Source organism: Gracilimonas sp., assembly GCF_035704785.1.
Taxonomy (GTDB): Bacteria; Bacteroidota; Rhodothermia; order Balneolales; family Balneolaceae; genus Gracilimonas.
The window spans coordinates 1-23,548 of record NZ_DASSWP010000050.1 but is presented as its reverse complement, the minus strand read 5'-3'; the positions used below and the strand labels follow the sequence as shown (position 1 = coordinate 23,548).

The 23,548-nt window shown below is 41.3% G+C and carries 20 protein-coding genes; 11 read left to right on the top strand and 9 right to left on the bottom strand.

Features of this window, described 5'->3' with window-relative positions:
- The first annotated feature begins 300 nt into the window (after window positions 1–300).
- Window positions 301–1,587, top strand: a complete 1,287-nt coding sequence (locus tag VFM80_RS02725) for a M28 family metallopeptidase (RefSeq protein WP_395069305.1) — start codon at window positions 301–303, stop codon at window positions 1,585–1,587.
- A 44-nt stretch (window positions 1,588–1,631) separates the two neighbouring features.
- Here VFM80_RS02725 and VFM80_RS02720 read toward each other — a convergent pair whose 3' ends face one another.
- Both VFM80_RS02720 and VFM80_RS02715 read right to left on the bottom strand, forming a co-directional pair.
- Complete coding sequence (locus VFM80_RS02720) at window positions 1,632–2,675, bottom strand: agmatine deiminase family protein (protein ID WP_395069303.1); 1,044 nt, start codon at window positions 2,673–2,675, stop codon at window positions 1,632–1,634.
- Window positions 2,676–3,548 (bottom strand): carbon-nitrogen hydrolase, encoded by an 873-nt coding sequence (locus tag VFM80_RS02715; protein ID WP_395069301.1) that lies wholly within the window; start codon window positions 3,546–3,548, stop codon window positions 2,676–2,678.
- Window positions 3,549–3,907: 359 nt separating this feature from the next.
- Here VFM80_RS02715 and VFM80_RS02710 point away from each other — a divergent pair, with 359 nt between their 5' ends.
- A complete protein-coding gene (locus tag VFM80_RS02710) occupies window positions 3,908–5,512 on the top strand; it encodes a phosphoenolpyruvate carboxykinase (protein ID WP_395069299.1) in 1,605 nt (534 codons plus the stop codon).
- Window positions 5,513–5,729: 217 nt separating this feature from the next.
- Here the strand turns inward: VFM80_RS02710 and prfA are convergent, their stop codons facing one another.
- Window positions 5,730–6,803 carry a peptide chain release factor 1 gene (prfA, locus tag VFM80_RS02705; protein WP_395069307.1) on the bottom strand — a complete coding sequence of 358 codons (1,074 nt, stop codon included), beginning with the start codon at window positions 6,801–6,803 and terminating at the stop codon, window positions 5,730–5,732.
- Window positions 6,804–6,955: 152 nt separating this feature from the next.
- Here prfA and VFM80_RS02700 point away from each other — a divergent pair, with 152 nt between their 5' ends.
- The 4 genes from VFM80_RS02700 to VFM80_RS02685 all read left to right on the top strand — a co-directional run bounded on the left by VFM80_RS02700 (window position 6,956) and on the right by VFM80_RS02685 (window position 9,647).
- Window positions 6,956–8,116, top strand: a complete 1,161-nt coding sequence (locus tag VFM80_RS02700) for a 5-(carboxyamino)imidazole ribonucleotide synthase (protein ID WP_395069297.1) — start codon at window positions 6,956–6,958, stop codon at window positions 8,114–8,116.
- A 66-nt stretch (window positions 8,117–8,182) separates the two neighbouring features.
- Complete coding sequence (purE, locus tag VFM80_RS02695; protein WP_395069295.1) at window positions 8,183–8,668, top strand: 5-(carboxyamino)imidazole ribonucleotide mutase; 486 nt, start codon at window positions 8,183–8,185, stop codon at window positions 8,666–8,668.
- A gap of 206 nt (window positions 8,669–8,874) precedes the next feature.
- A complete protein-coding gene (locus VFM80_RS02690; protein ID WP_395069293.1) occupies window positions 8,875–9,159 on the top strand; it encodes an RNA recognition motif domain-containing protein in 285 nt (94 codons plus the stop codon).
- A 167-nt stretch (window positions 9,160–9,326) separates the two neighbouring features.
- Entirely contained in the window at window positions 9,327–9,647 is a 321-nt protein-coding gene (locus VFM80_RS02685; protein WP_395069291.1) for a heavy metal-binding domain-containing protein, read from the top strand.
- A 52-nt stretch (window positions 9,648–9,699) separates the two neighbouring features.
- Here the strand turns inward: VFM80_RS02685 and dnaJ are convergent, their stop codons facing one another.
- The 4 genes from dnaJ to VFM80_RS02665 form a co-directional block, all read right to left on the bottom strand.
- Entirely contained in the window at window positions 9,700–10,887 is a 1,188-nt protein-coding gene (gene dnaJ, locus VFM80_RS02680) for a molecular chaperone DnaJ (protein ID WP_395069289.1), read from the bottom strand.
- Window positions 10,888–10,890: 3 nt separating this feature from the next.
- Window positions 10,891–11,463: a nucleotide exchange factor GrpE gene (locus tag VFM80_RS02675; protein ID WP_395069287.1), complete on the bottom strand. Its 573-nt coding sequence runs from the start codon at window positions 11,461–11,463 to the stop codon at window positions 10,891–10,893.
- Window positions 11,464–11,655: 192 nt separating this feature from the next.
- Entirely contained in the window at window positions 11,656–13,305 is a 1,650-nt protein-coding gene (locus VFM80_RS02670) for a hypothetical protein (RefSeq protein ID WP_395069285.1), read from the bottom strand.
- Between the two features lie 19 nt (window positions 13,306–13,324).
- Window positions 13,325–16,183, bottom strand: a complete 2,859-nt coding sequence (locus VFM80_RS02665) for a TonB-dependent receptor (protein WP_395069283.1) — start codon at window positions 16,181–16,183, stop codon at window positions 13,325–13,327.
- A 228-nt stretch (window positions 16,184–16,411) separates the two neighbouring features.
- Here VFM80_RS02665 and VFM80_RS02660 point away from each other — a divergent pair, with 228 nt between their 5' ends.
- Genes VFM80_RS02660 through VFM80_RS02650 form a run of 3 tightly spaced genes read left to right on the top strand, consistent with a single transcriptional unit; the run spans window position 16,412 to window position 18,459 of the window.
- Window positions 16,412–17,131, top strand: coding sequence for an SGNH/GDSL hydrolase family protein (locus VFM80_RS02660; RefSeq protein ID WP_395069281.1), 720 nt, complete (start codon window positions 16,412–16,414; stop codon window positions 17,129–17,131).
- A complete protein-coding gene (locus VFM80_RS02655) occupies window positions 17,124–17,741 on the top strand; it encodes a hypothetical protein (RefSeq protein ID WP_395069279.1) in 618 nt (205 codons plus the stop codon). Before VFM80_RS02660 ends, VFM80_RS02655 begins: the two co-directional genes overlap by 8 nt.
- Window positions 17,695–18,459, top strand: a complete 765-nt coding sequence (locus tag VFM80_RS02650; RefSeq protein WP_395069277.1) for an SIMPL domain-containing protein — start codon at window positions 17,695–17,697, stop codon at window positions 18,457–18,459. The genes VFM80_RS02655 and VFM80_RS02650 overlap by 47 nt, the downstream gene beginning before the upstream one ends.
- 74 nt (window positions 18,460–18,533) lie before the next feature.
- On the opposite strand, the gene VFM80_RS02645 is transcribed toward VFM80_RS02650, so the two are convergent.
- Window positions 18,534–19,427: a PIG-L family deacetylase gene (locus VFM80_RS02645; RefSeq protein ID WP_395069275.1), complete on the bottom strand. Its 894-nt coding sequence runs from the start codon at window positions 19,425–19,427 to the stop codon at window positions 18,534–18,536.
- 73 nt (window positions 19,428–19,500) lie between these two features.
- Complete coding sequence (locus VFM80_RS02640) at window positions 19,501–20,118, bottom strand: arylesterase (RefSeq protein ID WP_395069273.1); 618 nt, start codon at window positions 20,116–20,118, stop codon at window positions 19,501–19,503.
- 293 nt (window positions 20,119–20,411) lie between these two features.
- On the opposite strand from VFM80_RS02640, the gene VFM80_RS02635 reads away from it, so the two are divergent.
- Both VFM80_RS02635 and VFM80_RS02630 read left to right on the top strand, forming a co-directional pair.
- On the top strand, window positions 20,412–21,125 hold the full coding sequence (locus VFM80_RS02635) for an ABC transporter ATP-binding protein (protein ID WP_395069272.1): 714 nt from the start codon (window positions 20,412–20,414) through the stop codon (window positions 21,123–21,125).
- A gap of 5 nt (window positions 21,126–21,130) precedes the next feature.
- A partial coding sequence (locus tag VFM80_RS02630) for an ABC transporter permease (RefSeq protein WP_395069270.1) occupies window positions 21,131–23,548 on the top strand: 2,418 nt, incomplete at its 3' end.

Below are 23,548 nucleotides of genomic sequence, written 5' to 3'. Positions count from 1 at the left end.
ATTATCCCAATATAAGTCCTATTGTAGAAAAAACAGCTAAGGAATTTGGGATCCCATATAATCATCACCCTACCTTTACTAAAGCGGTAGCTTCTCATTACAGAACTTTGAAAAATTTTGGAGATCCAAATTTTCAATTTGATCATTCCTAAAAACTATGGCTTACCCACTTTCTCTCATAATTTAACGGCTCATTTTCTGTTTTTTACAGAGCTTTACTCCATTATATCATTTTTTTTCAAATAGGTTGAAGAAGGTTTCTTAAAATCAGATGTAATTTTTGAAAAAAATCAATTTTTTATGATGCAGAATTCCACGTTGTTATTATTACTGACAACATTTGGTTTATTAGTTTCATCGTGCAATACTGCCACTGATGTTTCTGAGGAAAATGTATCTCAAATCATTATGACCCTCAGTTCGGATGACATGAAAGGCAGACATGCCTTTGGGGATGAGATTCATTTGGCAGCTGACTTTATCTCTAATGAATTTAGCCAAATTGGCCTTGAGAATTTACCTGAGAACAACACTTATCGCCAAAACTTTACCATCTATTCGATCAAACCATCTGAAACTGTAGTCATTGTAAACGATCAAAAATTAGAGTCCGAAAAATACTTTGGACTTGTAATGAGTAAAGAATTGGACTGGACTACAAATGATGTGCAGATCAAGTATATATCTACTAATGAAAATTACAGAGAGAAATTCAGAGATCTGACCAATGATGACGAATCTTCTCTAATAGTGGTTTCTGAAGAACATGCCAAATGGTTTCATCGCTATCGATCTTACTTTAAGCATTCTAACCGAACATTTGAACTGGATGCTGAACCAAACGATTTTTTTATTCTTCTTAACAAAGAAATTCAAAACGTTGATATTCATTTAAAAAATAAAATTGAGACCATTAACTTATCCAATGTAGCCGGCATGATAGAAGGTGAACGAACAGATGAAATTGTGCTGTTTTCGGCTCACTATGATCATATTGGAGTACTTTCCTCTGTCGACGAAGATTCTGTTGCCAACGGTGCTAACGACAATGCCTCAGGTGTTGCAGGAATCATCGAATTGGCTCGCTACTTTGAAAGCAGGCCTAAACCCGAACGTACCTTATATTTTGTTGGGTTTACAGCTGAAGAAGTTGGGGGATATGGCTCACAGTATTTTTCAAAGCAAATCGATCCTGAAGAGATCATTGCGATGATCAATTTAGAAATGATTGGAAAACCCGCGGTAGAAGGACCAAACACGGCCTGGATTACTGGATTTGAGCGGTCTTCGTTAGGTGAGATATTTAGAAGTAGTGCCGCTGATTCTAATTTCGAGTTCTACCCCGACCCTTACCCAAATCAAAATTTATTTTATCGTTCTGATAATGCAACGCTGGCACGGCTTGGCGTTCCTGCCCATAGTATAAGTACAACCCCAATTGACGTAGATCAGGATTATCACCGGGTTTCAGATGAATTTAATACATTGAATATTGCGCATACAACTAACACAATACGTGCTGTTGCAAAAGCTGCTGAAGTGATCATCTCCGGTGAGAAAACCCCAACCCGTATACCTCTCGAATAAGGAGCAGTGAGGGTTAAAATATAAAGCTTTTGATTTCTTGAAGCTCATATACCATACCACTGTTGGGTGATACAATGTATGGATCCTTGCCCCCAAACCAGATCAGCACAATATATACCGATCACTTTTCTGCCAGGGAAATATCTTCTGAAAAGGGTCAGTGCCTCATCGTCATATCTCTTGTCATAAATTGGAACCAAGACCACACCATTGGCTATATAGAAGTTAGCATAGCTTGCGGGTACATATTCTGAACCATCTACTGTAGTTCCTTCAATTTTAGTCTTTGGCAGTGGAAGGGTCTCAATATTTAATGCCTTCCCATTTTTGAGTTTTACATTTCTCAAAATCTCAAGATTTTCTTCCAAAGCTTCGTTGTTAACATCATTTTTATCTTCGCATACCATTGTAAGGACTGTATCTTCATTTAACCAGCGAGTAATGTCATCTATATGACCGTCAGTATCATCTCCTGCCAAACCTTTTTTCAACCAAATAACTTGATCTGCCCCCAGGAACTTGTTTAACCTTTCTTCAATATCTCTTTTTGACAATTGAGGGTTACGATTTTTATTCAATAATACAGACTCCGTAGTCAATAAAGCTCCTGCCCCATTTACATCAATAGAGCCCCCTTCCAATATCATGTCCGGGATGACCCTTTTTAGATCATATTTAGTGGCTATAAATTCAGGAAGATAATTATCATTCTCCCACGGCGGATATTTTTCACCCCAGGCATTATAACCCCAATCTGTAATTACATATTCCTCTCCTTTTTTCACAAAAATAGGCCCGCAATCACGAGCCCAGATATCATTTATTTTTTGCTGATGAATGATAATCCGATCTAACTCTACTGCCCGAAGAGAGAGCTTTTGCATCACTCTGTTTCTAAGCTCCAGGCTCTCTACAAACAACTGAATTGGCTCATAAAAATGCAGATCCTCAATGATCTTACAATAGACTTCTTCTACCCTTTCAAGTCGTTCCCCGGGCCACGTTCTCCGATTTGATGGCCAGTGGAGTTGCGTGGCTGAATGGCGATGCCATTCCGGGGGCATTACAAACTTTGTATCAGAACTCACTTAATCATCCATTCTTTTAAGAATTGGCTTATAAAGGTCTATCCTGCGATCCCGGAAAAATGGCCAGGATTTTCTTTGTTTTTCAATTTGATCCAGGTCAATTTCAGTGATCAGTATTTCTTCTTTGCTTCCCGCTTTATTAAGCACTTGCCCAAACGGGCCGGCTACAAAAGATCCGCCCCAAAACTTAGATCCGGATTCTTTACCAACACGATTTACAGATGCTACAAAACAACCGTTTGCAATGGCGTGGCTTCGCTGAATGGTCTCCCAGGCATCCTGATATTCTTTTTGTTCTTTTTTTCCTTCACTGGAAAGAGTCCCAATAGCCGTTGGATAAAACAAGATATCCGCTCCTTTCAGAGCCGTTATTCGTGCAGCTTCAGGATACCACTGGTCCCAGCATATAAGGGTTCCGATCTTACCGAAAGCTGTATCAAATACCTTAAAGCCGGATTCTTCATCTCCCGGAGTGAAGTAATATTTTTCATAGAAACCTGGGTCGTCCGGAATATGTGTTTTACGGTAATTTCCAAGCACACTTCCATCAGTATCGATCACAACAAGTGAATTATGATATACACCTTTGGCCCTTTTTTCAAAGAACGGTGCAATAATTACTGTACCTAATTCTTTGGCTAACTCACTCAGACTCTGGACCAATTCCCCATTTATAGGTTCAGCCCATTTGAAATACTCATCCTTATAATCCACGCAAAAATACGGGGTATTAAAGAGTTCCTGAAGACAAATGATTTGTGCTCCTTTTTCAGCGGCCTCTCTGATCAATCCCATTTGCCTGTACAAATTATCTTTAGGATTCTTAGTACTGGTTGTTTGTATCAGACCTATTAGTATATTCTCTTTTCCCATTCTACCCTTGGATATAATTGATTTTCAAATTATGGAAAGAAATCACCAAAATGAAGCAGGGCTTAACATGAATTGATCTTTTAAAAAAATATTTCTGCTCTTTAAAATTCTTTCAGGATCTCTTTAATCCTTTAGATCAAGAAAAGAATATTGTAAAGCAAAGCTATAAATATTCATCTTATCTTTATTTAATACGTTCATATTAAGGTGAAACGGATAAACGACATAAGTATGGAAAGCGCTTCCACATTTTTTCATAAATGCCTTCATTTATTAATCAATTTATAGGTCGGAGGTTAAAATTCACCTATCAAATCCTTACCTTCCTGACTCCTTGAAAAAACAACCAAAAAGACAGCATGAGCGTAGATTACAAATCGCATCCAAAAAGTAAAACCGGACTTGGATACCTCGGTCTGGATAAACACGAAAATGTATTTTGGAACCTTTCCCCCGCTGAACTATATGAACAAGCTATTATCCGCGGAGAGGCCATTCTCACTAAAGACCATGCCCTGAGAGTTTTGACAGGCCAATATACCGGGCGATCTCCACAGGATAAGTTTATTGTAGATCAGCCTTCTATCCATGATGATATTGACTGGGGCGAGATCAATCAGCCTATCTCTGAAGAAGTATTCGATAATCTCTTTGAGAAAACCGTTACGTATCTAAAAGACAAAGATCTCTTTGTTAAAGATCTTTTTTGCGGTGCTGATGAGAATAACAGACTGAATGTACGTGTAGTAAGTGAAGCTGCTTACCACGGATTATTTTCTCATAACATGTTTATAAATCCTTCTGATGAAGAGCTTGAAGATCACGAACCTGAATTCACAGTATTAGCTGCTCCTCACTTGAAAGCAGATCCCGAAAAAGATGGAACTCGTACCAGCACGTACATTCTTTGCAATTTTGAGAAGAAAATCATTTTGATCGGCGGTACGCTTTATTCAGGTGAAGTGAAGAAAGGTATTTTTGGAGTAATGAATTACTTGTTACCCAAAAAAGGTGTAATGGCCATGCACTGTTCTGCAAACCATGATGAAAACGGTAAAACAGCCGTATTCTTTGGGTTATCAGGAACCGGAAAAACTACGCTTTCCGCTGATCCTGAAAAAACTTTAATCGGTGATGATGAGCACGGCTGGAGTGATGAGGGAACGTTCAACTTTGAAGGCGGATGCTATGCTAAGACCATCAACCTTTCTCAGGAAAATGAACCCTTGATCTATGCAACTACCAAGATGCCGGGTACCATACTGGAAAATGTGGTGCTTAACAAAGAACGTGAGCCCGATTTTGACGATGTAAGCCTCACACAAAATACCCGCTGCTCTTATCCACTGGAATTTATTCCTAATGCAAGTGAAAATGGGAAAGGCGGGCATCCTGAAAATATTATCTTTTTGACTGCCGATGCTTTTGGCGTACTGCCTCCTATTTCTAAACTAACACCCGAACAGGCCATGTATCACTTCATCAGTGGATATACTGCTAAGGTGGCAGGTACTGAGCGTGGAGTCACAGAGCCCCAAGCTACGTTCTCAGCCTGCTTCGGTGCTCCATTCATGCCATTGCACCCTACTGTTTATGCTGAGCTGTTAGCAGAGAAAATCCGCAAGCATGGTTCTACTGTCTGGTTGGTTAACACAGGCTGGACCGGTGGAGAATATGGAACCGGACATCGCATGAAGCTCCCGCATACGCGTCGTATGTTAAGCGAAGCCATTGCCGGTAATCTCGAAAACGTTGAATTTGCGACCGATCCGGTATTTGGAGTGGAAGTACCTACACAAGTTGATGGGGTACCGACCGAAGTACTGGTACCGCGCAATACTTGGGCTGATAAAGAAGCTTATGACACTAAAGCCAAAAAACTGGCTGATATGTTTATCAAAAACTTTGAGCAGTTTGCAGATGAGGCAAGTGATGAACTGCTTGCTGCTGCTCCCAAAGTTTGATCCTATTTAAAAATAAAAAAAGCTCGTTTCTTAACTGAAATGAGCTTTTTTTTGTTAACGTAAATTTGGGATAAAAATATAATTTCCGGAATCCGTCTGATGGATTATCTCTTTAGCCTCTTAGCTCGAATATAAACCGTCAGACGGACTTGTAGCCGTCAGACCTTAAACAGACACTACAAGCAAGGGTTTTCATGTATTCAGATTATCGAAGGCTTTACTCTTCGGCTAAGGCGTTCAGTTTTTCGAGGTTATCCTGAACCCGAAGGGCTTCGATAGCTTCATCGATACCGCCTTTCATAATGTTATCCAGATCATATAGTGTTAGATTGATACGATGATCGGTAAACCGGCCCTGGGGATAATTGTACGTACGAATCTTGGCGGAACGGTCACCTGTTGAAACCTGACTTTTTCGCTCGGCCGCTCTCTCTTTCTGCTTCTGCTCTAGTTCAATATCATACATCTTGGCCCGAAGCATGGTCATGGCTTTTTCTTTGTTCTGATGCTGTGAACGCTCTTCCTGACATTCTACTACGATTCCGGTCGGTTCGTGAGTCAGACGAATGGCTGAATCCGTCTTGTTAACATGCTGACCTCCTGCTCCACTCGCTCTAAAGGTATCAACCCTAATATCTGCGGGATTGACATGAATATCTACTTCTTCCACTTCAGGAAGAACAGCAACAGTAGCAGCTGAAGTGTGTACCCGCCCCTGACTTTCAGTCTCGGGAACCCGCTGTACGCGATGGACTCCGCTTTCATATTTCATCTTTCCGAATACCTCATCCCCTTCCAGCGAAAAAACAATTTCTTTGTACCCGCCTTTTTCAGAGTGATTGATACTCATGATACTCATCTTCCAACCCATCTTATCTGCATAGCGGCGGTACATCTCAAAAAGATCACCTGCAAAGATCGCTGCTTCATCGCCGCCGGTTCCTGCTCTTACTTCCACAATGGAGTTCTTGGAATCTTCCGGGTCTTTCGGGATCAGCTTCATCTTGATGGCTTCTTCCAGCTCCGCTAATTCTGTTTTGATCTCCTTATTCTCGTCACGTGCCATCTCGGTGATCTCGGCATCCTCATTCATTTCGATGAGTTCTTTATTTCCCTCCAGCCGGTTCGTGAGATCTTTCCAGGAATCATAATCTTCAACCAATTCCTCCAGATCGCTTCTCTCCTTAGTTAGCTCTGTATATTTGTCGGGATCGTCAAACACCGCCGGATCACTCATAGCGGCATTCACTTCTTCGAACCTTGATTTAATTTGCTTTAGCTTTTCTTCAATATCCATATTTCGGGCTGATTTTTTCGGTTTCGAAATTACGGAATTCATTGGTGTATTGATAGAAGTAATGGAGATTTGACAGCATGTAAAATTGACTCATACTCATTCATACAAAACTCAAAATATTCTTACCTTCATAACAAAAACTCTCTATGTCACGAATATCCCTTCCCGCTAAACTCAAACTTGGATTTTTAGGTGCAGGTCAGCTTGCACGGATGAGTGCCTTTCAGGCCTTTAGATTCGGGATTCAGGTAGCCGTTTTCTCAGACCGTACTGAGAATGAACCCGTTCAATTTATGACCCCTTTTTCAACTTCCGGCTCTTTTGAATCGGTGGATGATATGGTAGAATTTGCGAAAGGCTGTGATGTCATCACTCTAGAAAATGAATTCATAAGCTCCAGCATCCTCAAAGAAGTACAAGAGAAAAGCGGGACACCAATCTACCCTTCCCCGGAAAGTTTTGCACTGATTGAAAACAAGTTGATCGAGAAGCAAACCTTTGAGACTGCGGGAATTCCCGTTACTCCTTACAAATTGGTGAAGAGTGAGAAAGACATTCAGTCATTTGGCGAAGAGTACGGCTGGCCATTTCTACTTAAATCATCCAAGGGTGGATATGATGGCTATGGCAATGAAACCGTAAAAGATGTGAAATCAGCCGCAGAAGCTTTTGAAAAGCTTGGGGGAAATGATGGGCGTGATATTGTAGCTGAAGCCTTTGTAGACTTTACCAACGAACTTGCTGTTCAGGTAGCCCGAAATGAAACCGGCACCGTGGTATATCCTTGTTGTGAAACGGTACAGGAAGATCATATTTGTATAGCTGTTTTATCTCCCGCTCCGGTTGAAGAAAGATTCCAAAAAAGAGCACAAGAACTTGCGGTACAAGCCGCCGAAGCTATCGATGGAAAGGGTATTTTTGCCTTCGAGTTTTTTCTAACCAACGATGGCGAGATTTTATTGAATGAGTCAGCACCGCGGCCGCATAACTCCGGGCATTATACCATTGAAGGAGCCATAACTTCCCAATTCGAAAATCACGTTCGGGCGGTATTGGGACTTCCACTCGGTTCAACCCAACTGAACAAACCGGCAGTTGCCATGATCAACTTGCTGGGAACACATAAACGTCCTGCTGAAACCGACCACATTACACAGGCTTTGGAAACTGAAAACGGACACCTTCATGTATATGGCAAAATAGACAGTAAAGTTGGCCGGAAAATGGCTCATTATACACTGCTTGGGGATAACCTCAAGGAAACCTATAAAAAAGCGATACATGTAACCCGAAAGATCGAGATTTGAAATTCTGAATTCTGAGTTCTGACTTCTATATTCCCTCAACATTTAAATTCAACCAATTACCGAATAATGAGCAATCCCACCGTCGGCGTGGTAATGGGCAGCGACAGCGACTGGCCTACCATGAAAGAAGCCACTGAAATTTTAGATCACTTTAACGTCCCTTACGAAAAACGGGTGGTTTCGGCTCATCGCACCCCTGATGTGATGGCAGAATATGGAAAAGAAGCACGTAACCGCGGAATCAAAATTATCATAGCCGGAGCCGGTGGGGCTGCTCACCTTCCGGGGATGCTTGCCAGCCATACTACATTACCAGTAATTGGTGTTCCTGTTAAAACCTCAGCCCTTGGCGGAGTGGACAGCCTCTACTCCATTGTACAAATGCCTAATGGAATTCCCGTTGCAACCGTGGCTATCGGAAAAGCTAAAAATGCCGGATTGCTGGCCGTTAGAATGCTGGGTATAAATGATGGAAAGCTTACTGCTAAGCTGGAATCTTATCATAAAGAAATGGCGAATGAATCGATGAAAAAGACCCAGAATTTGAAATAGCCTGCATTCACCCACTTGACATCAGTCTGAATATCAATTCATTTTGGTTTATAAAATAAATTCTCAAAATTCTTTGTGATAGGTCTAAAATAATGTACTTTTATTTTTGGATTGACAATGGTACTTAGACTACTGCATTTTTTCAGACTTTAGTTCTGGTTTTTCCTTGCATTCCGATTTTTAATTTTCAACCAGATTTAGATATTATGAACATTTATGTAGGAAACCTGAGCTATGATGTTTCAGACGACCAACTTAGAGAAGTTTTTGAAGCTTACGGAGAAGTAAGTTCAGCAAAAGTTATAAGCGACAAATATTCAGGCCGTTCAAAAGGCTTTGGCTTTGTTGAAATGGATAACGATGCAGAAGCACAAGCTGCTATCGATCAACTGGATGGTGCTGAAATTGATGGTCGCGCCGTTAAAGTAAACGAAGCTAAGCCTCGTGAAGATCGACCAAGAAATAATAAAGGTGGCGGAAAAAATCGTTAATCTTTATTGAATTACTGATTTAAAGCCTTTCTCATTATCGGGAAAGGCTTTTTTTTATGTCTTTGATTTAAGTCACCTCCCGTTTCATCAAACAAGTAACTTTTTTTCATTTTCTCAGTAAAAGCAGTTTATAATCAAACATTTAATTTACATCAGGAGCATTTATTATGATCATGACCACTACCAATCATCTGGATCAAAGAGAAGTAAAAAAATACCTTGGCATTGTAACCGGCGAGGCTATACTCGGAGCAAATATCTTTAGAGATTTTTTTGCCGGAATTCGTGATATAGTAGGAGGTCGTTCCGGGGCTTATGAAAAAGAGTTGCAGTCGGCTCGTAAGATTGCCTTTGAAGAATTAGAAATGAAGGCAAACAGTGTAGGGGCCAATGCTGTTATTGGAATAGATCTGGATTATGAGACCATTGGTGCCAACGGAAGTATGTTGATGGTGACCGTCAGCGGTACAGCCGTTTTAGCAGAATAATTTTTGGGTGTAGTGCAATGGTGCACCTTGCACCTTGCACCTTGCACCTAAATCAACCAAACATATCTTTCATCTTGGAAAAGAAATTCTTGTCGCTGCCATCTGCATTTGAAGCATCAAAATTTTCAGATTCTTTGAAGGAGCTTATCGCTTTTTTTTCTTCTTCAGATAAGCTCTCGGGCATATAAACATTCAAACGAACATACTGATCTCCTTCACCTGAATTATTTAAACCTCTTATACCACGACCTCGCATTCTAAGCATTTTACCTGGCTGGGTACCCGGTTCAATTTTCAGCTTGGCTTTTCCTTTCAATGTTGGAACCTGCACCTCTGTTCCAAGCACTGCATCCGGAATACTAAGTGTCAGATTGTAATAGATATTTTTCCCATCACGATCAAAATATTCGTGCTCTTTTTCCTCAATAAGTACAATTAAATCACCGGCTGAACCACCACGTCGTCCGGCATTGCCTTGTTCTCTCAGAGTAATATAATTTCCATTGGATACACCGGAAGGGATATTCACCTTAATGGTCTCCTCTCCTTTAACACGACCTTCTCCGCTGCACTTCTTGCATTTATTCTTAATTATTCGACCCTCTCCGCTACAAGTTGGACACGCCTGCACATTCACCATCTGTCCCAACATGGTTCGGGTAACCTGGCGAACTTCCCCCATCCCATTGCAGGTAGAGCAAGTCTCAAAATCTGAATTTGTTTGTGCACCGGTTCCACTGCACTCGCCGCATTTGATCTGCTTTTTGATCTTAAGTTTTTTCTCAGCTCCAAATGCAATCTCTTCAAGTGTAAGTGCCATACGGATCTTCATATCAGAACCGGGTTGTCCTGGCTCTCTTCTGCTGCGAGAGCGGCCTCGCCGGCCCCCACCGCCAAATGATTCTTCCCCAAAAAATCCACTTCCAAAAATGTCACCGAATCTGCTAAAAATATCCTCGAAGCCCATATTATCGAAATCGACTCCAGCACCACCGCCAAATCCGCCTTGGCCATTTACACCAGCATGACCGAATTGATCATACTGTGCTTTCTTCTGAGGATCTTTCAATACTTCATAAGCCTCTGCCGCCTCTTTGAATTTCTTTTCAGCTTCCGGATCCTCCTTGTTCCTGTCAGGATGAAACTTCATAGCCTTTTTACGGTATGCTTTCTTGATCTCAGCTTCCGAGGCGTTTTTATCTAATCCAAGTATCTCGTAATAATCTCTTTTTGTTGACATGTTTTACTCGCTTACAATTACTTTAGCGTGTCGAATAGTTCTGTTTCCAATTTTATAGCCACTTTCCAGCACTTGCAGGACTACATCACTTCCTGTTTCGTCATCAGGAGCGGGTTGCTTCATCATAGCGTCGTGCAGATTTACATCAAATGGTACCCCGGTCTCATCAATTCGAACTACTCCGTGTTTCTCGAGAACATTCTTGAATTTATCTGCTACTAATTGAACACCTTCAAGAAAGCTCTTTTCAATTTCTGATTCCTCAGCAGCTTTCAAAGTTCGAATCAAGTCGTCTGCTATTGGCATAAAATCCTCTAAAGCACCTGCCTTGGCTTCTTCGTAAAGTTGAACTCTTTCACGCTGAACCCTTTTACGAACATTTTCCAGCTCAGCAGCTTTTCTTAATAATGCATCTTTAGCAGAAGCTAATTCATTTTCAAGCTCTTCAATTCTCAGGTCTTTTTCGTCTTTTACAGATTCTGTCTCTTCTTGGGCAGATTCTGCTTCAGCAGATGTTTCTTCTACAACCTCATCTTGGGTCTCAAGTTCTTTTTCTGAAATATTTTCTTTGCTCATTTATTTTTCAGTTGGAATTTAAGCTTTGCGGTTTTCTTTATTTCCTTAAGACAGAGCAAATAGTATGCCATCTATCCTTCATGGATTAGGGAATGTCAAAGTTACCCTAATCTGACATCAATTTTAGAAAATGGCATAAAAAAACCCCTCACTTTTTAAAAGTGAGGGGTTTAAAAATAAATACATGGACTATTACTGGGCTATAATAACACTTGGGTAATTAAGAATATTAACCTCAGGAATATTTGCGTCATATACCTCATTTAGCTTTTTAATGATCTCATTAGCAACAATTGCATGTCCTCGTGGATTTGGATGGACTGCATCTGTTGAAAAAATTCCTGTTGGGCTAAAATCCGGTTGAAGATCAAATCCTCTAATTCTTTTACCAACAGTACCATCAGCAGCAGCTTGACCCGCCGCAGTAAGCGCTAGCTGTTGGGCCTGACTGGAGCTTAGTCCTAGAATATCTGCCATAAATGGATTTACATCAACCAAATGTACCACTTGGGCACCTGCTTGTTGATTAGTACCATCAACAACACCGCTGATAACTGCATTGAATGTAGCTCTTGCCATTACAATGTTTGCCTGCTCTTGCATAGTCAAATAGTATCGATCTCCATTGAGGCTTTCGTCTATTACATTAAAACCTAAAGGCACTACTACACCTATAGGAGTGTCTGCAACACTATTATCCCCATCGGCTTCTGATCCTAGTACAGAACCGGCAGTTAATAATACTAACTCACCTGCTGTAAGTGGGCGGGATTGTTCATAAGGAACTAAGGCTTCTCTTTGCTGAGCATTAATTTGACCTGCTGCAAGTAGTATATCAAATTCGGGCCCTAAATCAGAAAGCTCTTCATCTATCACTAAAATAGGATTACTTCCCGCCGAGTACTCCATTAGCCGTCTTTGTATATCATCAGGATCATGATTTATAGGCGGTTGGGTTAACCCCAGCATAGCTTGGTTCACAGGGGCTAAGCCAGCATTTATTTGGTCAGCTGTTGTTTGGTCCAATTCAATTCTATCATAAGAGATAGCTCTGAAGAATGGCAAGGTAACCAGAGGAGGAATATTGAGTACCACTCCATTTGCTCCTGTCTGCACTAGTGCGCCTATAGCATTTTGAAGGTCGTTCTGAAAAGCAACTTGGCCGGTGATCATATTCTCATCGATGCCACCACTTAATGCATAACCCAAAACATCATTATTTCCTATCCATAATGAGAAGAATGTAGGATTTTTGGAAACAGCGTCTTGAATGATTGTAGATGTTCCAGGATCAGTAGCAAATCGAGAATAATAAAGGCCAAGGGCATTATTACCTTGAAGATCACTTGAAAAAAGATCTGCAACTCTTATTCCTGGTACTCCAAGGTTGTTCACTGCAGCTCTGTCACCATTGAAAGCAGGTATAGGAAACTCTCCAATAGTTGGAACAGGTCCCGGAATGCTTACATCCAATTCAGTTCTACCTAAGATGAGCCCCTGCTGAGGATTAGATAGTGAGACATTAAACCCATTTACTGAGTTTACATTCGGCTGCAGAAAGTCACCGCCACCTACTAACTCTAATTGATCAGACAGAATCGCAGGGAATGAATGAATTTGTCCATTCGTATATAATGCCCCATCCATAAAACCTGCAGTAAGTGAATTTCCAATTGCTATATAATTTGAAAAATCTGCATCACCGGCTGAATAATTAGGCTCGCCTGGAAGTGGATTGTTCTCAAGCCTGTCTTCGATTAGGGAATCTCCCTGACCTTCACAACCTGCAAAAATAAAGGCTGTTACTAAGAGTAATTTTGATAATTGTTTAAAGCGTTTCATAATAAAATCTCTTTTTTAATTAGTTCAGGAATTGATCGAATGTGAGCGAAAAGTAGTAAATGGCTCCCATAAGCGGATTACCAAATGAAGTGGTATATCGCTCATTAAGCACGTTACTTCCACCCAATTTCAGAATGGTGTTGTAGTCAGAAAGCTTATAGCTGACCTGGGCATCAAGTGTACCGAAAGCCGGAACTATACCTGAACCAAAAGATGATTCCCAAAGCATTGCATCCTGCCAGCGGTAAGTGGCATTGAACCCAATGTTGTTGTATACGTTTCGGTTTGCCAGGTTTACATTGTATCTCCATTCCGGCGTGTTATAACTGGCACGGAATCCTTGTTCTCTCAGAGCATCTTGGTCTAACAGATTGTTGTAGGAAACATTTCCTCCCAATAAAAAGCCTTTGGGTAAAGCGTACTCCAAGCTGAATCCCCAGCCGTGAGAATTTACTGCACCATCAGCATTTACATCAAAACCATATTCCTGGGTGGGAACTCCGCCACTAATAATAGCGTCCTGACCAGCTTCACTTTGTGAATCAAAACTTCCCGGGTCTTCTGTCAGCCCGTTTGGCACACCTTGAATAAACTGGATCTCAGCTATAAAATCAGTGTATGAACTGTAGTAATAGTATGCATCTACCATCAGTTTGTCCCATAATAAAGACTTATAACCCACTTCATAGGTCTCAACCTTTTCGGTATCGAATTCCTCAAAGTCTACAATTTCCAATGCATCTCTTGCAGCTTGGGCAGTCCCGCCACTGTTTGCAATCTCCTGGGCCTCTCTAACACTTTGTGCTGTGTACACACGGTTTGTCTCAAACCGATAACGATCAACTAATTTTTGATTACTACCGATCAGCAAACGGCTTACAACATCAAGGTTAATGAACTGATCCTGCGTTGTTGGGATACGGAAACCGGTTTGGTAGGAAGCCCTGAAATTATGGTCATCGGCGACGGTAAATGTAGCCGAGATACGAGGTGAGAGCTGTCCATCAAAATACTCGTTCTTATCATAACGAAGAGAACCCTGGAGTATCACATCGTCATCAAGAAAACTCTTAGAAGCCTGTACATAGGCACCCCATTCGTTAATGTTGAATTCTTCTTGGTTTGCTACATCATCATAGGCAAACAGGGTACCCTCAGAATTCAAGTCATATATGCGATAATTAGCACCTACAATAACTTCAACCTGAGAGGGATCGATCACATTAGAAAGATTATACATCCCTTCTGCGTGGTAGAGGTTTGACTTATCAAGGAATAAAGCACCGCCTTCTGCAATGGATAAAGCTCTTAGGCTATCTACTGCATTTGCAAAACCCTGAGTACCCGGTAGATAATCTTGTTGATATGCTGTAGCAACAGCATCAGCCTGCTGATGCGCTTGCTCTACGGTGGCTCCTTGAGTACGGGCTCCTGCAAACGTCTGGAAATAAGGCGTGATGTAAGCCAGTTGATTTACCCGGGTTGCAACCGTGTTCGCTGCGTAGGTATCACCGGCGTCTTCCTGTGTAGTGTAGGCACGTAAAAAGAAATTCGGATTTCTTAACTCAACCTTGGCTGTCCAAATATTGAAATCATCCAGTACAAAGCGATCGTTAGCAGTATACACTGTACTACCAAATCCTATGTTGTACTGCCCCAGTAGCTCATAGCTGTCATTAAGTCTATAATGAAGTGCTGTACCCAGTTTCAAACTTTCCGTTGTATTGTCTACAAATTCTGATTCACGGAAACCCGGAGCAGAGAAATTTCCTTCCGGCCCATCAGGTATTAATGACCGAATTGCAGCTATCTGTGCTCCCTGGGCACCTCCGCCCGCAATCACACCATCTGCAATGGCTCCCAAGTTAAGTACTCCATCCCCATAAATATTAACTCCATCAAAAACCCGGCGACCGTCTCTTGGATAATCGCCTCGCTCTACAATTCCGCTTTGATCACGATAATCCTGAGCTACAAAATCCTGGGCTCGCAAGTAGGAGGCCGTAACCTTATACGCAAATTTGTTGTTAACCGCATTTCCATATCGGAAGTCATAGCTATGATACAATGATGCATCTTCAACCTGACTGTCAACGTGGTTAACACCTTGCTTTATATTAAATGAAAGCCCCTGATATTCAAAAGGGCTTTTACTATTCATCAATAGTATTCCATTAAGAGCATTTGGGCCATACAAGGCAGATGCAGCCCCTGGGATTAATTCAGCACTTTCCAGATCTAATTCTGAAATACCGACAATGTTACCTACAGAGAAATTCAATCCTGGAGCCTGATTGTCAATACCATCGATCAGTTGTACAAAACGGGTATTTCCATTTGCCCCAAAACCACGGGTATTGATAGACTTGAACGTTATACTCTGGGAACTGAAATCAACACCTTGCAGATTAGCGATGGCATCATAAAAAGAAGGAGATGCCGCTGTTTGAATATCCAAAACATCCATTTTTTCAATGGAAACAGGCGACTTAAGAATGCTCTGTTCCACCCGGGAAGCGGATACCACTAAATCACCGCCTGATATAGTTTCTTCCTCCAATTGGATCTCAAGATCTTCTGCTACAGAATCATTGATCTCAATTCTTCTGGACTGAAATCCAACAATAGAAACAACCAAAGTAAGGGGTGGATCTTGTTGTATGGCAAGGTCAAAAGTTCCATCAGGCCTTGTTGATGTACCTACCACTTTTCCTTCAACACGGATGTTTACCCCTGCTAATGGTTCGCCTTGCATATCGGTAACTATACCTGAAACTACGGTTTCATCGTCCAGATTAGATGCATACGTATCAAATGTACATACGCAAAGGGTAATTACCATACATACAGCAAATACTAGTTGTATCTTTTTCCTCATTGTATTGATCCTTTTTATTTTTTTGTTAAACAGGCTAATTTCAAACCATCTGTAAGTTTGTATTCCCACTTATACAGGGATTATCTTTTTTAGTCGAATTAAATGTAAATTAAATAAAAGTCTGTTTTTGGGATAAATGCAAGCGCTTTCAATACTTTTTATTTCTCTTTAAATCCTTAACATACAGTGATCTCACAATATATTATTATCCCTAAAAACCTGCTTAAAATGAAATTATTGAACCATTCTGCTCTTTTAATTCTCCAAATCAGTCTTCTATTTTTTCTTTTCTCAAACTGCCAATCCAAAAATAATGGGCTAAATCCTTCTGAAATTGAGCCTGTCTCCTATTTAGCTTTAGGTGATTCTTATACCATTGGAACGGGTATTGACGTCGAAGAAAGCTGGCCGATGCAACTTTCTGACCTACTAAAAGACAATAACTTAACAGTCCGCAATACAAAAATAATTGCGACTAATGGGTGGACCACAACCGACCTGAAAGAAGGCATTCAAGACGAAAACCCGGATAGTTCATACAATATGGTTTCATTATTGATCGGAGTGAATAATCAATACCAGGGATTAGATATTGAACTTTACAAAACTGAATTTCGCGAGCTATTGGAGCAATCTATTGCATTCGCCAACGGAGACACCGGAAAGGTGTTTGTTGTTTCCATTCCAAATTATGGGATTACGCCTTTTGGTAAGCTTCGCAATACTGAAAAAGTAACACGAGAGATTGCCAGCTATAATGAGATCGCAAAAAATATCAGTACAGAATATGGTATCCCTTTTGTAAATATTACACCCATTTCAGAAATGGCAGAAAACGACCGTGATCTGCTGGCTTCGGATAACCTCCATCCCTCAGCAGAAATGTATGGAATGTGGGTGGAGAAAATAATGCCAACCGTAACCCAAATTTTACAGAATCATGAATGAGTTTGATCTGCTCAAATCAAGTCTTAAGAAAAATGAAACTACTGGAAAACCATCTTTTACTGAAACGATTGAATTTAGAATCGGTATGGGCTTAGTATGTGCTATCCTACTTAGCATATATACGCTCGATTATTTAAATTTCAACATTCCGGAATGGGGTGATTTTTTAATGGGGATGGGAATGGTGCTTGGCTATGGATTCGCATTCAGCGCCCTTTTTCTGAGTCGTAATGCCGGAAAAGTGGTTATTTCTCCAAAACAGATCTCCGTTAACCCAAAAAAGAATCCTGAAAAATATCCCTCTTCACCTATTCATGTAAATGAAGAATCTGAGATCAGGATCTACCTGATTAAGTCAATTACCTTTGGCATTCAACGAACACTACTTCATTTTCAGGTTACCACTGATGGAAATGAATCGAATTTTGGGATACTCCTCAAAAACAAAAAGAAACATAAACAATATTCAGAGGTATTAGAAAGTTGGTACAGAGCGGGTTTCAATGTTCATGAATTTGATCAATTAGGAAGCCGAATTTTTAAATTAAATCAAGGAAAAAATTATGCAGAAGTTCAAAAGATCAAACACGAATATGGCATTGAATGGTAATAAACTGAGCAAGATCACCTTAACCGTGAGCTTGCTTTTTTTTGGGATAAGTTGCTCAACCCTGGCTCAGCAACCCGTTTCTGAACGAACGATCACCATAAATATGAGTGCCTCGGAAATACTTCCGGCCGACCTGATCATCTTCAATGTAAACATCAATGCGGAAGGTGAAACTCCTCAGGAAGCTTATGAACTTCACAGGAAACGTGAATCTTTGCTTGCCGGATTACTTGAAGATCTTGATATCAAAGAAGAAGACATCAAGTACCAACCCGTCCGTATGAATCGGCAGCGGGTAAACGGCAATCGCTACAATAATAATAGTGGAGAGCAGGAATACATTACATCAACCAATCAATCCGTCAGCATTACTTTCAATGATTTTTCACTGTATGAAAAAATTCAGCTTACATTGATAGAAAATGATTTTGACTCGTTCAACGGTCAATTCTCTTCTTCTAAAATTTCAGAAGGAAAAGAAAAAGCATTGATCGCTGCTATTGAAGCTGCTAAAGAACGCGCAGAGCTGATTGCAGAAACCTCTGGAGTTGCATTGGGAGATGTATCGCAAATCAATTTCTCTGATCATCAGGTAAGTATTCCGCAAAGAGCAAGTTCTATGGAAATGATGTCAGTTGCTCGTGATGCTTCTATGATGGATTTTGAACAAACGGTAGAAGTTAGCTCAAACATCAGCATCAGCTATTTTATTAAGTAACGTCGTTATTGGTGTATTCGTTAATGGTTATTCGTATTTAGGAATACACGAATAACCATCAACGAGTTACGAACTCATGGTTCCACAGCATTCACAGCTTCAAAAAACTCTGCGGTTTTATCCAGCCCTTCTTTCCCGTTGATCTCATTGTACCAATACTGTTCAATAATTCCCGTACTGTTTTGCATCAATAACTGCATGGTTCCCTGCGACTTGTGCTCTGCGATCACCCAATTGGCAATGATGTTGTAATTCAGCCGGTCATTGGCACCAAAGGTCTGGTTACGATCGAATTCGAAAATCTCTCCTTCCATTACTCTTGTATCGGGGTAACCTTCCAATTGTGTAAACGAAACACCGGGATCATCGGCACCTCTACGTACAAATGCCTGCAAAGCAATAGGACGATCTTCTTTGGGCAGTTCCTTCATCGCCCTTAAAGCCAACACAGCAGAGGCTTTGTGATGGCCGTGGAATTCATCAAAAGGCAGCATCAAAAACATGAAATCATATTCCCCCTTTTCCAAGATCTCCACCAGTCGCTCATGCACCCAATCATTATTCCACTTCTCGAGGGTTTCTTCCACATCTTCGGTGTAATAGAAATCCGGCTGATCGAAGAAGAAATAATTCCGGATTCCAACGATATCACCGCCGGCCATCAATTCCTTTTTGCGAATGCCCGGTAAATACTGCCGTCCTACTTCCTCCTTATCCAACTCCAGTCCGTACACATAATTTCCAAGTGTTGAATAGGTGTAACCACCCTCTCCATTTGTAATCAAAGCCAAGTCAACGATCCCACCAAGTAATTTTGTAGTCTTAAAAATAGTGGCTGAAAATAGTGCATCGTCATCAGGATGAGCTGTAACCAACAGCACTTTGGGTTGATAGCTGAGTAGCGAATCCTGAGCATCAACCCCAGCTGAAGATAAAATAAAAAGAGAAAGTAATAATAATTGCTTCATAAAAATTTCCATCTATTGGTATTCAATACCTTAAAAGGTAGGGTTCATTTCTTAGAGTGGAAAGCTTCTAATATCAATCTAAAACTGGTCTTAAAATTTCCCAAACAGTATCTGCAATTACCTTGTGCCCCTCCGGGGTAGGATGCAATCCATCACTTTGCATCAATTCTTCATCTCCACCGACCTTATCCATGATCATGGGTATCAAGGGTAGATCATTTTCTTCAGCCAATTCAGGGTAAATGGTCTCAAATTGTTTTGTGTAATCCTGACCGAGATTCGGAGGCACCTGCATACCTGCTAATATGATCTCCGTATCCGGGTTCTTCGCTTTCACCTTATTTATGATCTGCTGAAGGTTTGCTTTGGTTGAATTCAGGTCGATACCCCGTAGACCATCATTGCCCCCCAGCTCCAGTATCATAATGTCTCTATCACGTTGAAGGGTCCAGTCAATCCTCCGCAATCCACCCGCAGAGGTTTCTCCACTTAAGCCGCCGTTGATCACCTCATAATTCAACCCTAAAGAATCTATACGATCCTGAATGAGTGCGGGAAAAGCCTGACTTTTATCAACACCTAAACCGGCAGTAATACTGTCACCAAAAAATAGGATGGTCTTGGCATCGGAATCTTGTGCTTGCAATGAACAGGTGAAAAAAATGGACAAGGTGACTATAAATATTTTCATATGATATTATTTTTCAGTCAGTAAGGGCGCATGGCCATGCGCCCTTACTGACTCTAGTTATATAGATTTCAATTGACTCTGACGCGGAGCAAAAGTTAGCTACAGTTTAGATTACATACCCTAAAATCTAAGACTACTTACTGCTGGCGTTCTGAATCAGAGCAGACTTATGATTTGGTAACTTACGTCAGTAACATTCTTTAACTGTAAACGTAAATATTTCTCAACTTTTAAAGGAATGTTTGTGCAATAAACCGTTGTTTGTGTCGGTATCATTCAAAACAAAAAGAATCGTGTCAAATATACTCGAAGTACATCAGCTATACCGCAAATTTCAAAGCGGAACCAAAATCCTAACCGTCGTTAACGACATCAATTTTTCTATCCCTAAAGGAATTTCTTGTGCTATCGTAGGTCCTTCCGGTTCTGGAAAAACAACCCTGCTCGGCCTATGCGCCGGTCTCGACCGACCAACTTCCGGAAGTGTTTCCCTCAATAAAATACCATTAAATCCGCTCAGCGAAGATGAACGAGCACAGGTAAGAAATCAACATGTAGGTTTTGTATTTCAAACCTTTCAGCTGGTTCCAACGCTTACTGCACTTGAGAACGTAATGGTGCCCTTGGAATTGCGTGGTGAAGGGACTAAAGAAGTTCGCGAACGAGCAAGAGAACTACTGGAAAGCGTTGGACTCGGTGATCGGAGTCACCACTACCCTACACAGCTTTCGGGCGGTGAGCAGCAGCGTGTGGGCATCGCACGCGCATTCATCAATCAACCTAAGATCTTATTCGCAGATGAACCCACCGGCAACCTTGATACCGAAACCGGCGAGTATATCGAGAAATTGATCTTTGACCTGAATGAAAAACAGGGAACTACTTTGGTATTGGTAACGCACGACCTTGAGCTTGCCAAAAAATGTGATCGCATTATCAAGTTAAAGAACGGGCAGATCCTTGAAGATTCTTCCGTAGAACAACAACCTGAAACAGCGGTTAAATAATCGGTATGGATCAAAGGAAATCACTGTTTTGGACTTTTAAAATGGCTTGGCGCGATTCGCGTTCCAGCCGTTCAAAGTTGTTCTTGTTTATGGCTGCTATCATTGTAGGAGTAGCTGCACAGGTTTCGATAACTTCATTCCGTGCCAACCTGAATTCAAGTATTCAGAGTCAGGCCAAAGAATTACTCGGAGCTGACCTGGAAGTAGACCGAAATGCCCCTTTTCAACCCGAATTACAAGAAGTACTTGATTCTTTGGGAGGTGATGTTTCCACGGCCATGGAATTCAACTCCATGGCATACTTTCCCAAAAATGGTAATACACGGCTTTCGCAGATCTCAGCTATCGAAGGAGGATTTCCCTTTTATGGAGATCTGGTCACCGAACCTGCCTCAGCTGCATCTCAATTTCAGGAAAATGGTTCTGCCCTTGTAGATGAGCCGATAATGCGCTTATTCGATCTCCAGCCGGGAGATTCCGTCAAGATCGGTCAGTTAACCTATAAAATCGAAGGGGCAATTATTGAGATTCCCGGTCAGCCTGTAGCTGCCAGTTTTTTTGGGCCTCGAATCTTCATCCCAAAAGAAAATGTAGAAGACACAGGATTGCTTCAGCGTGGGAGCAGGCTTGAGTATGTTTCGTGGCACAAATTCCACGAAAGCACAGATATGGTGGAGGTGGAAGACCGACTTCGCGACCTCAGGGATGATGGCATCCGATTTGGCTTTGATACCGTTGAGGAACGAGAAGAAGAAGTAGGGGAGGCCATTCTATACCTCTCGAACTTCCTAAACCTTATTGGCTTCATAGCCCTGCTTTTGGGAGGCATTGGAGTAGCCAGCTCCATTTTCGTGTACATCCGTCAGAAGATAAATACCGTGGCTGTATTACGTTGCGTTGGGGTTTCATCTAACCAAGCTTTACTGATCTATCTAATACAGGCAACGGCAATGGGACTCTTTGGATCAGTCATGGGCGCGGCACTTGGTTCACTCATTCAACTTTATTTACCGGTCTTGGTTCAGGAATTTCTGCCGGTAGATATTGAGCTCTTCATTTCCTGGACTTCAATAGCTATCGGGATCGGTACCGGTTTAGTGATCTCCATTCTCTTTGCTCTATTCCCATTATTGGCAGTTAAAAAGATCTCCCCTCTTTATTCTCTCCGTTCGGTAAATATTAGCCTTACCAAGCTTCTGACCAACAGGACCAAGATCATTTTATCAGCGATTTTGTTGATCTTCATAACTGCTTACGCATGGCTAATGATCGGTGAGATCATACCTGCCATGTTCTTTACACTGGGATTGGTAGCATGTCTTGTTTTACTTACCGGATTTGCCAAATTGATCATGAAGGGCTCCAGAAAACTCCTGCGTGCCGGTTTTTCGTATGAACTTCGTCAGGGATTGGCAAATTTATACCGCCCAAATAATCAAACCACTATCCTATTACTCACTTTTGGTTTAGGCGTTACAATGATCAGCTCTCTATATCTGACTCAGGATATGCTGCTTGGACAAATTGATTTCGGAGATCGTGAAGATCTGCCTAACCTCGCACTTTATGATATTCAATATGATCAAAATGATGGTGTAAACGAGATCATCACTTCCAATGGTCATGAGATCCTGCAAAATGTACCGATCGTTACTATGCGCATTCAGGAGATCAACGGAATGGATGCAGATGAACTTGATGCAGATAGCACCAAAAATCCTCGCGGTTGGGCATTGAACAGGGAATACCGTTCTACCTATCGCGACAGTCTTCTGGAATCAGAAACTCTGGTCGAGGGAGAATGGATCGGGCAAGTAAATGGGATGAATGAGATAGTACCAATATCAGTAGAGGCTGAACAAATGGAAGACCTTGATGCCGTTATTGGCGATACGCTAACCTGGGATGTTCAGGGTATTCCTATCCAAACCTATATTGCCAGTACGCGAACAGTGACATGGGATCAGCCTTCTCCAAACTTCTTTATGGTATTTCCGGCAGGCGTACTTGAAAACGCACCTCAGTTTTTTGCGACCACTATCAACACCAATAGCCGTGAAGCTTCCCTTAAACTTCAACAGGAATTAGTTCAGGAGTATCCCAACGTATCCGCTATTGATATAGGCCAGGTCTTGGAAACAGTACGGGCATTTATTGATAAGATCACCTTTGTGATCCAGTTCATAGGTCTGTTTAGCATTATAACAGGACTCATCGTTTTGGCAGGATCAGCAGCAACTTCCAGGTTTCAGAGAATCAGAGAAGCTGTGCTGTTGCGAACACTTGGGGCTTCTAAAAAGCAGGTCATCAAAATACAGGTAATTGAGTATGTCTTACTTGGTGTAATGGCTTCTATAACGGGGCTCATACTCTCACTTGGTGCCAGCACTTTGATAGGTCAATTCTATTTTGATATCACTTTT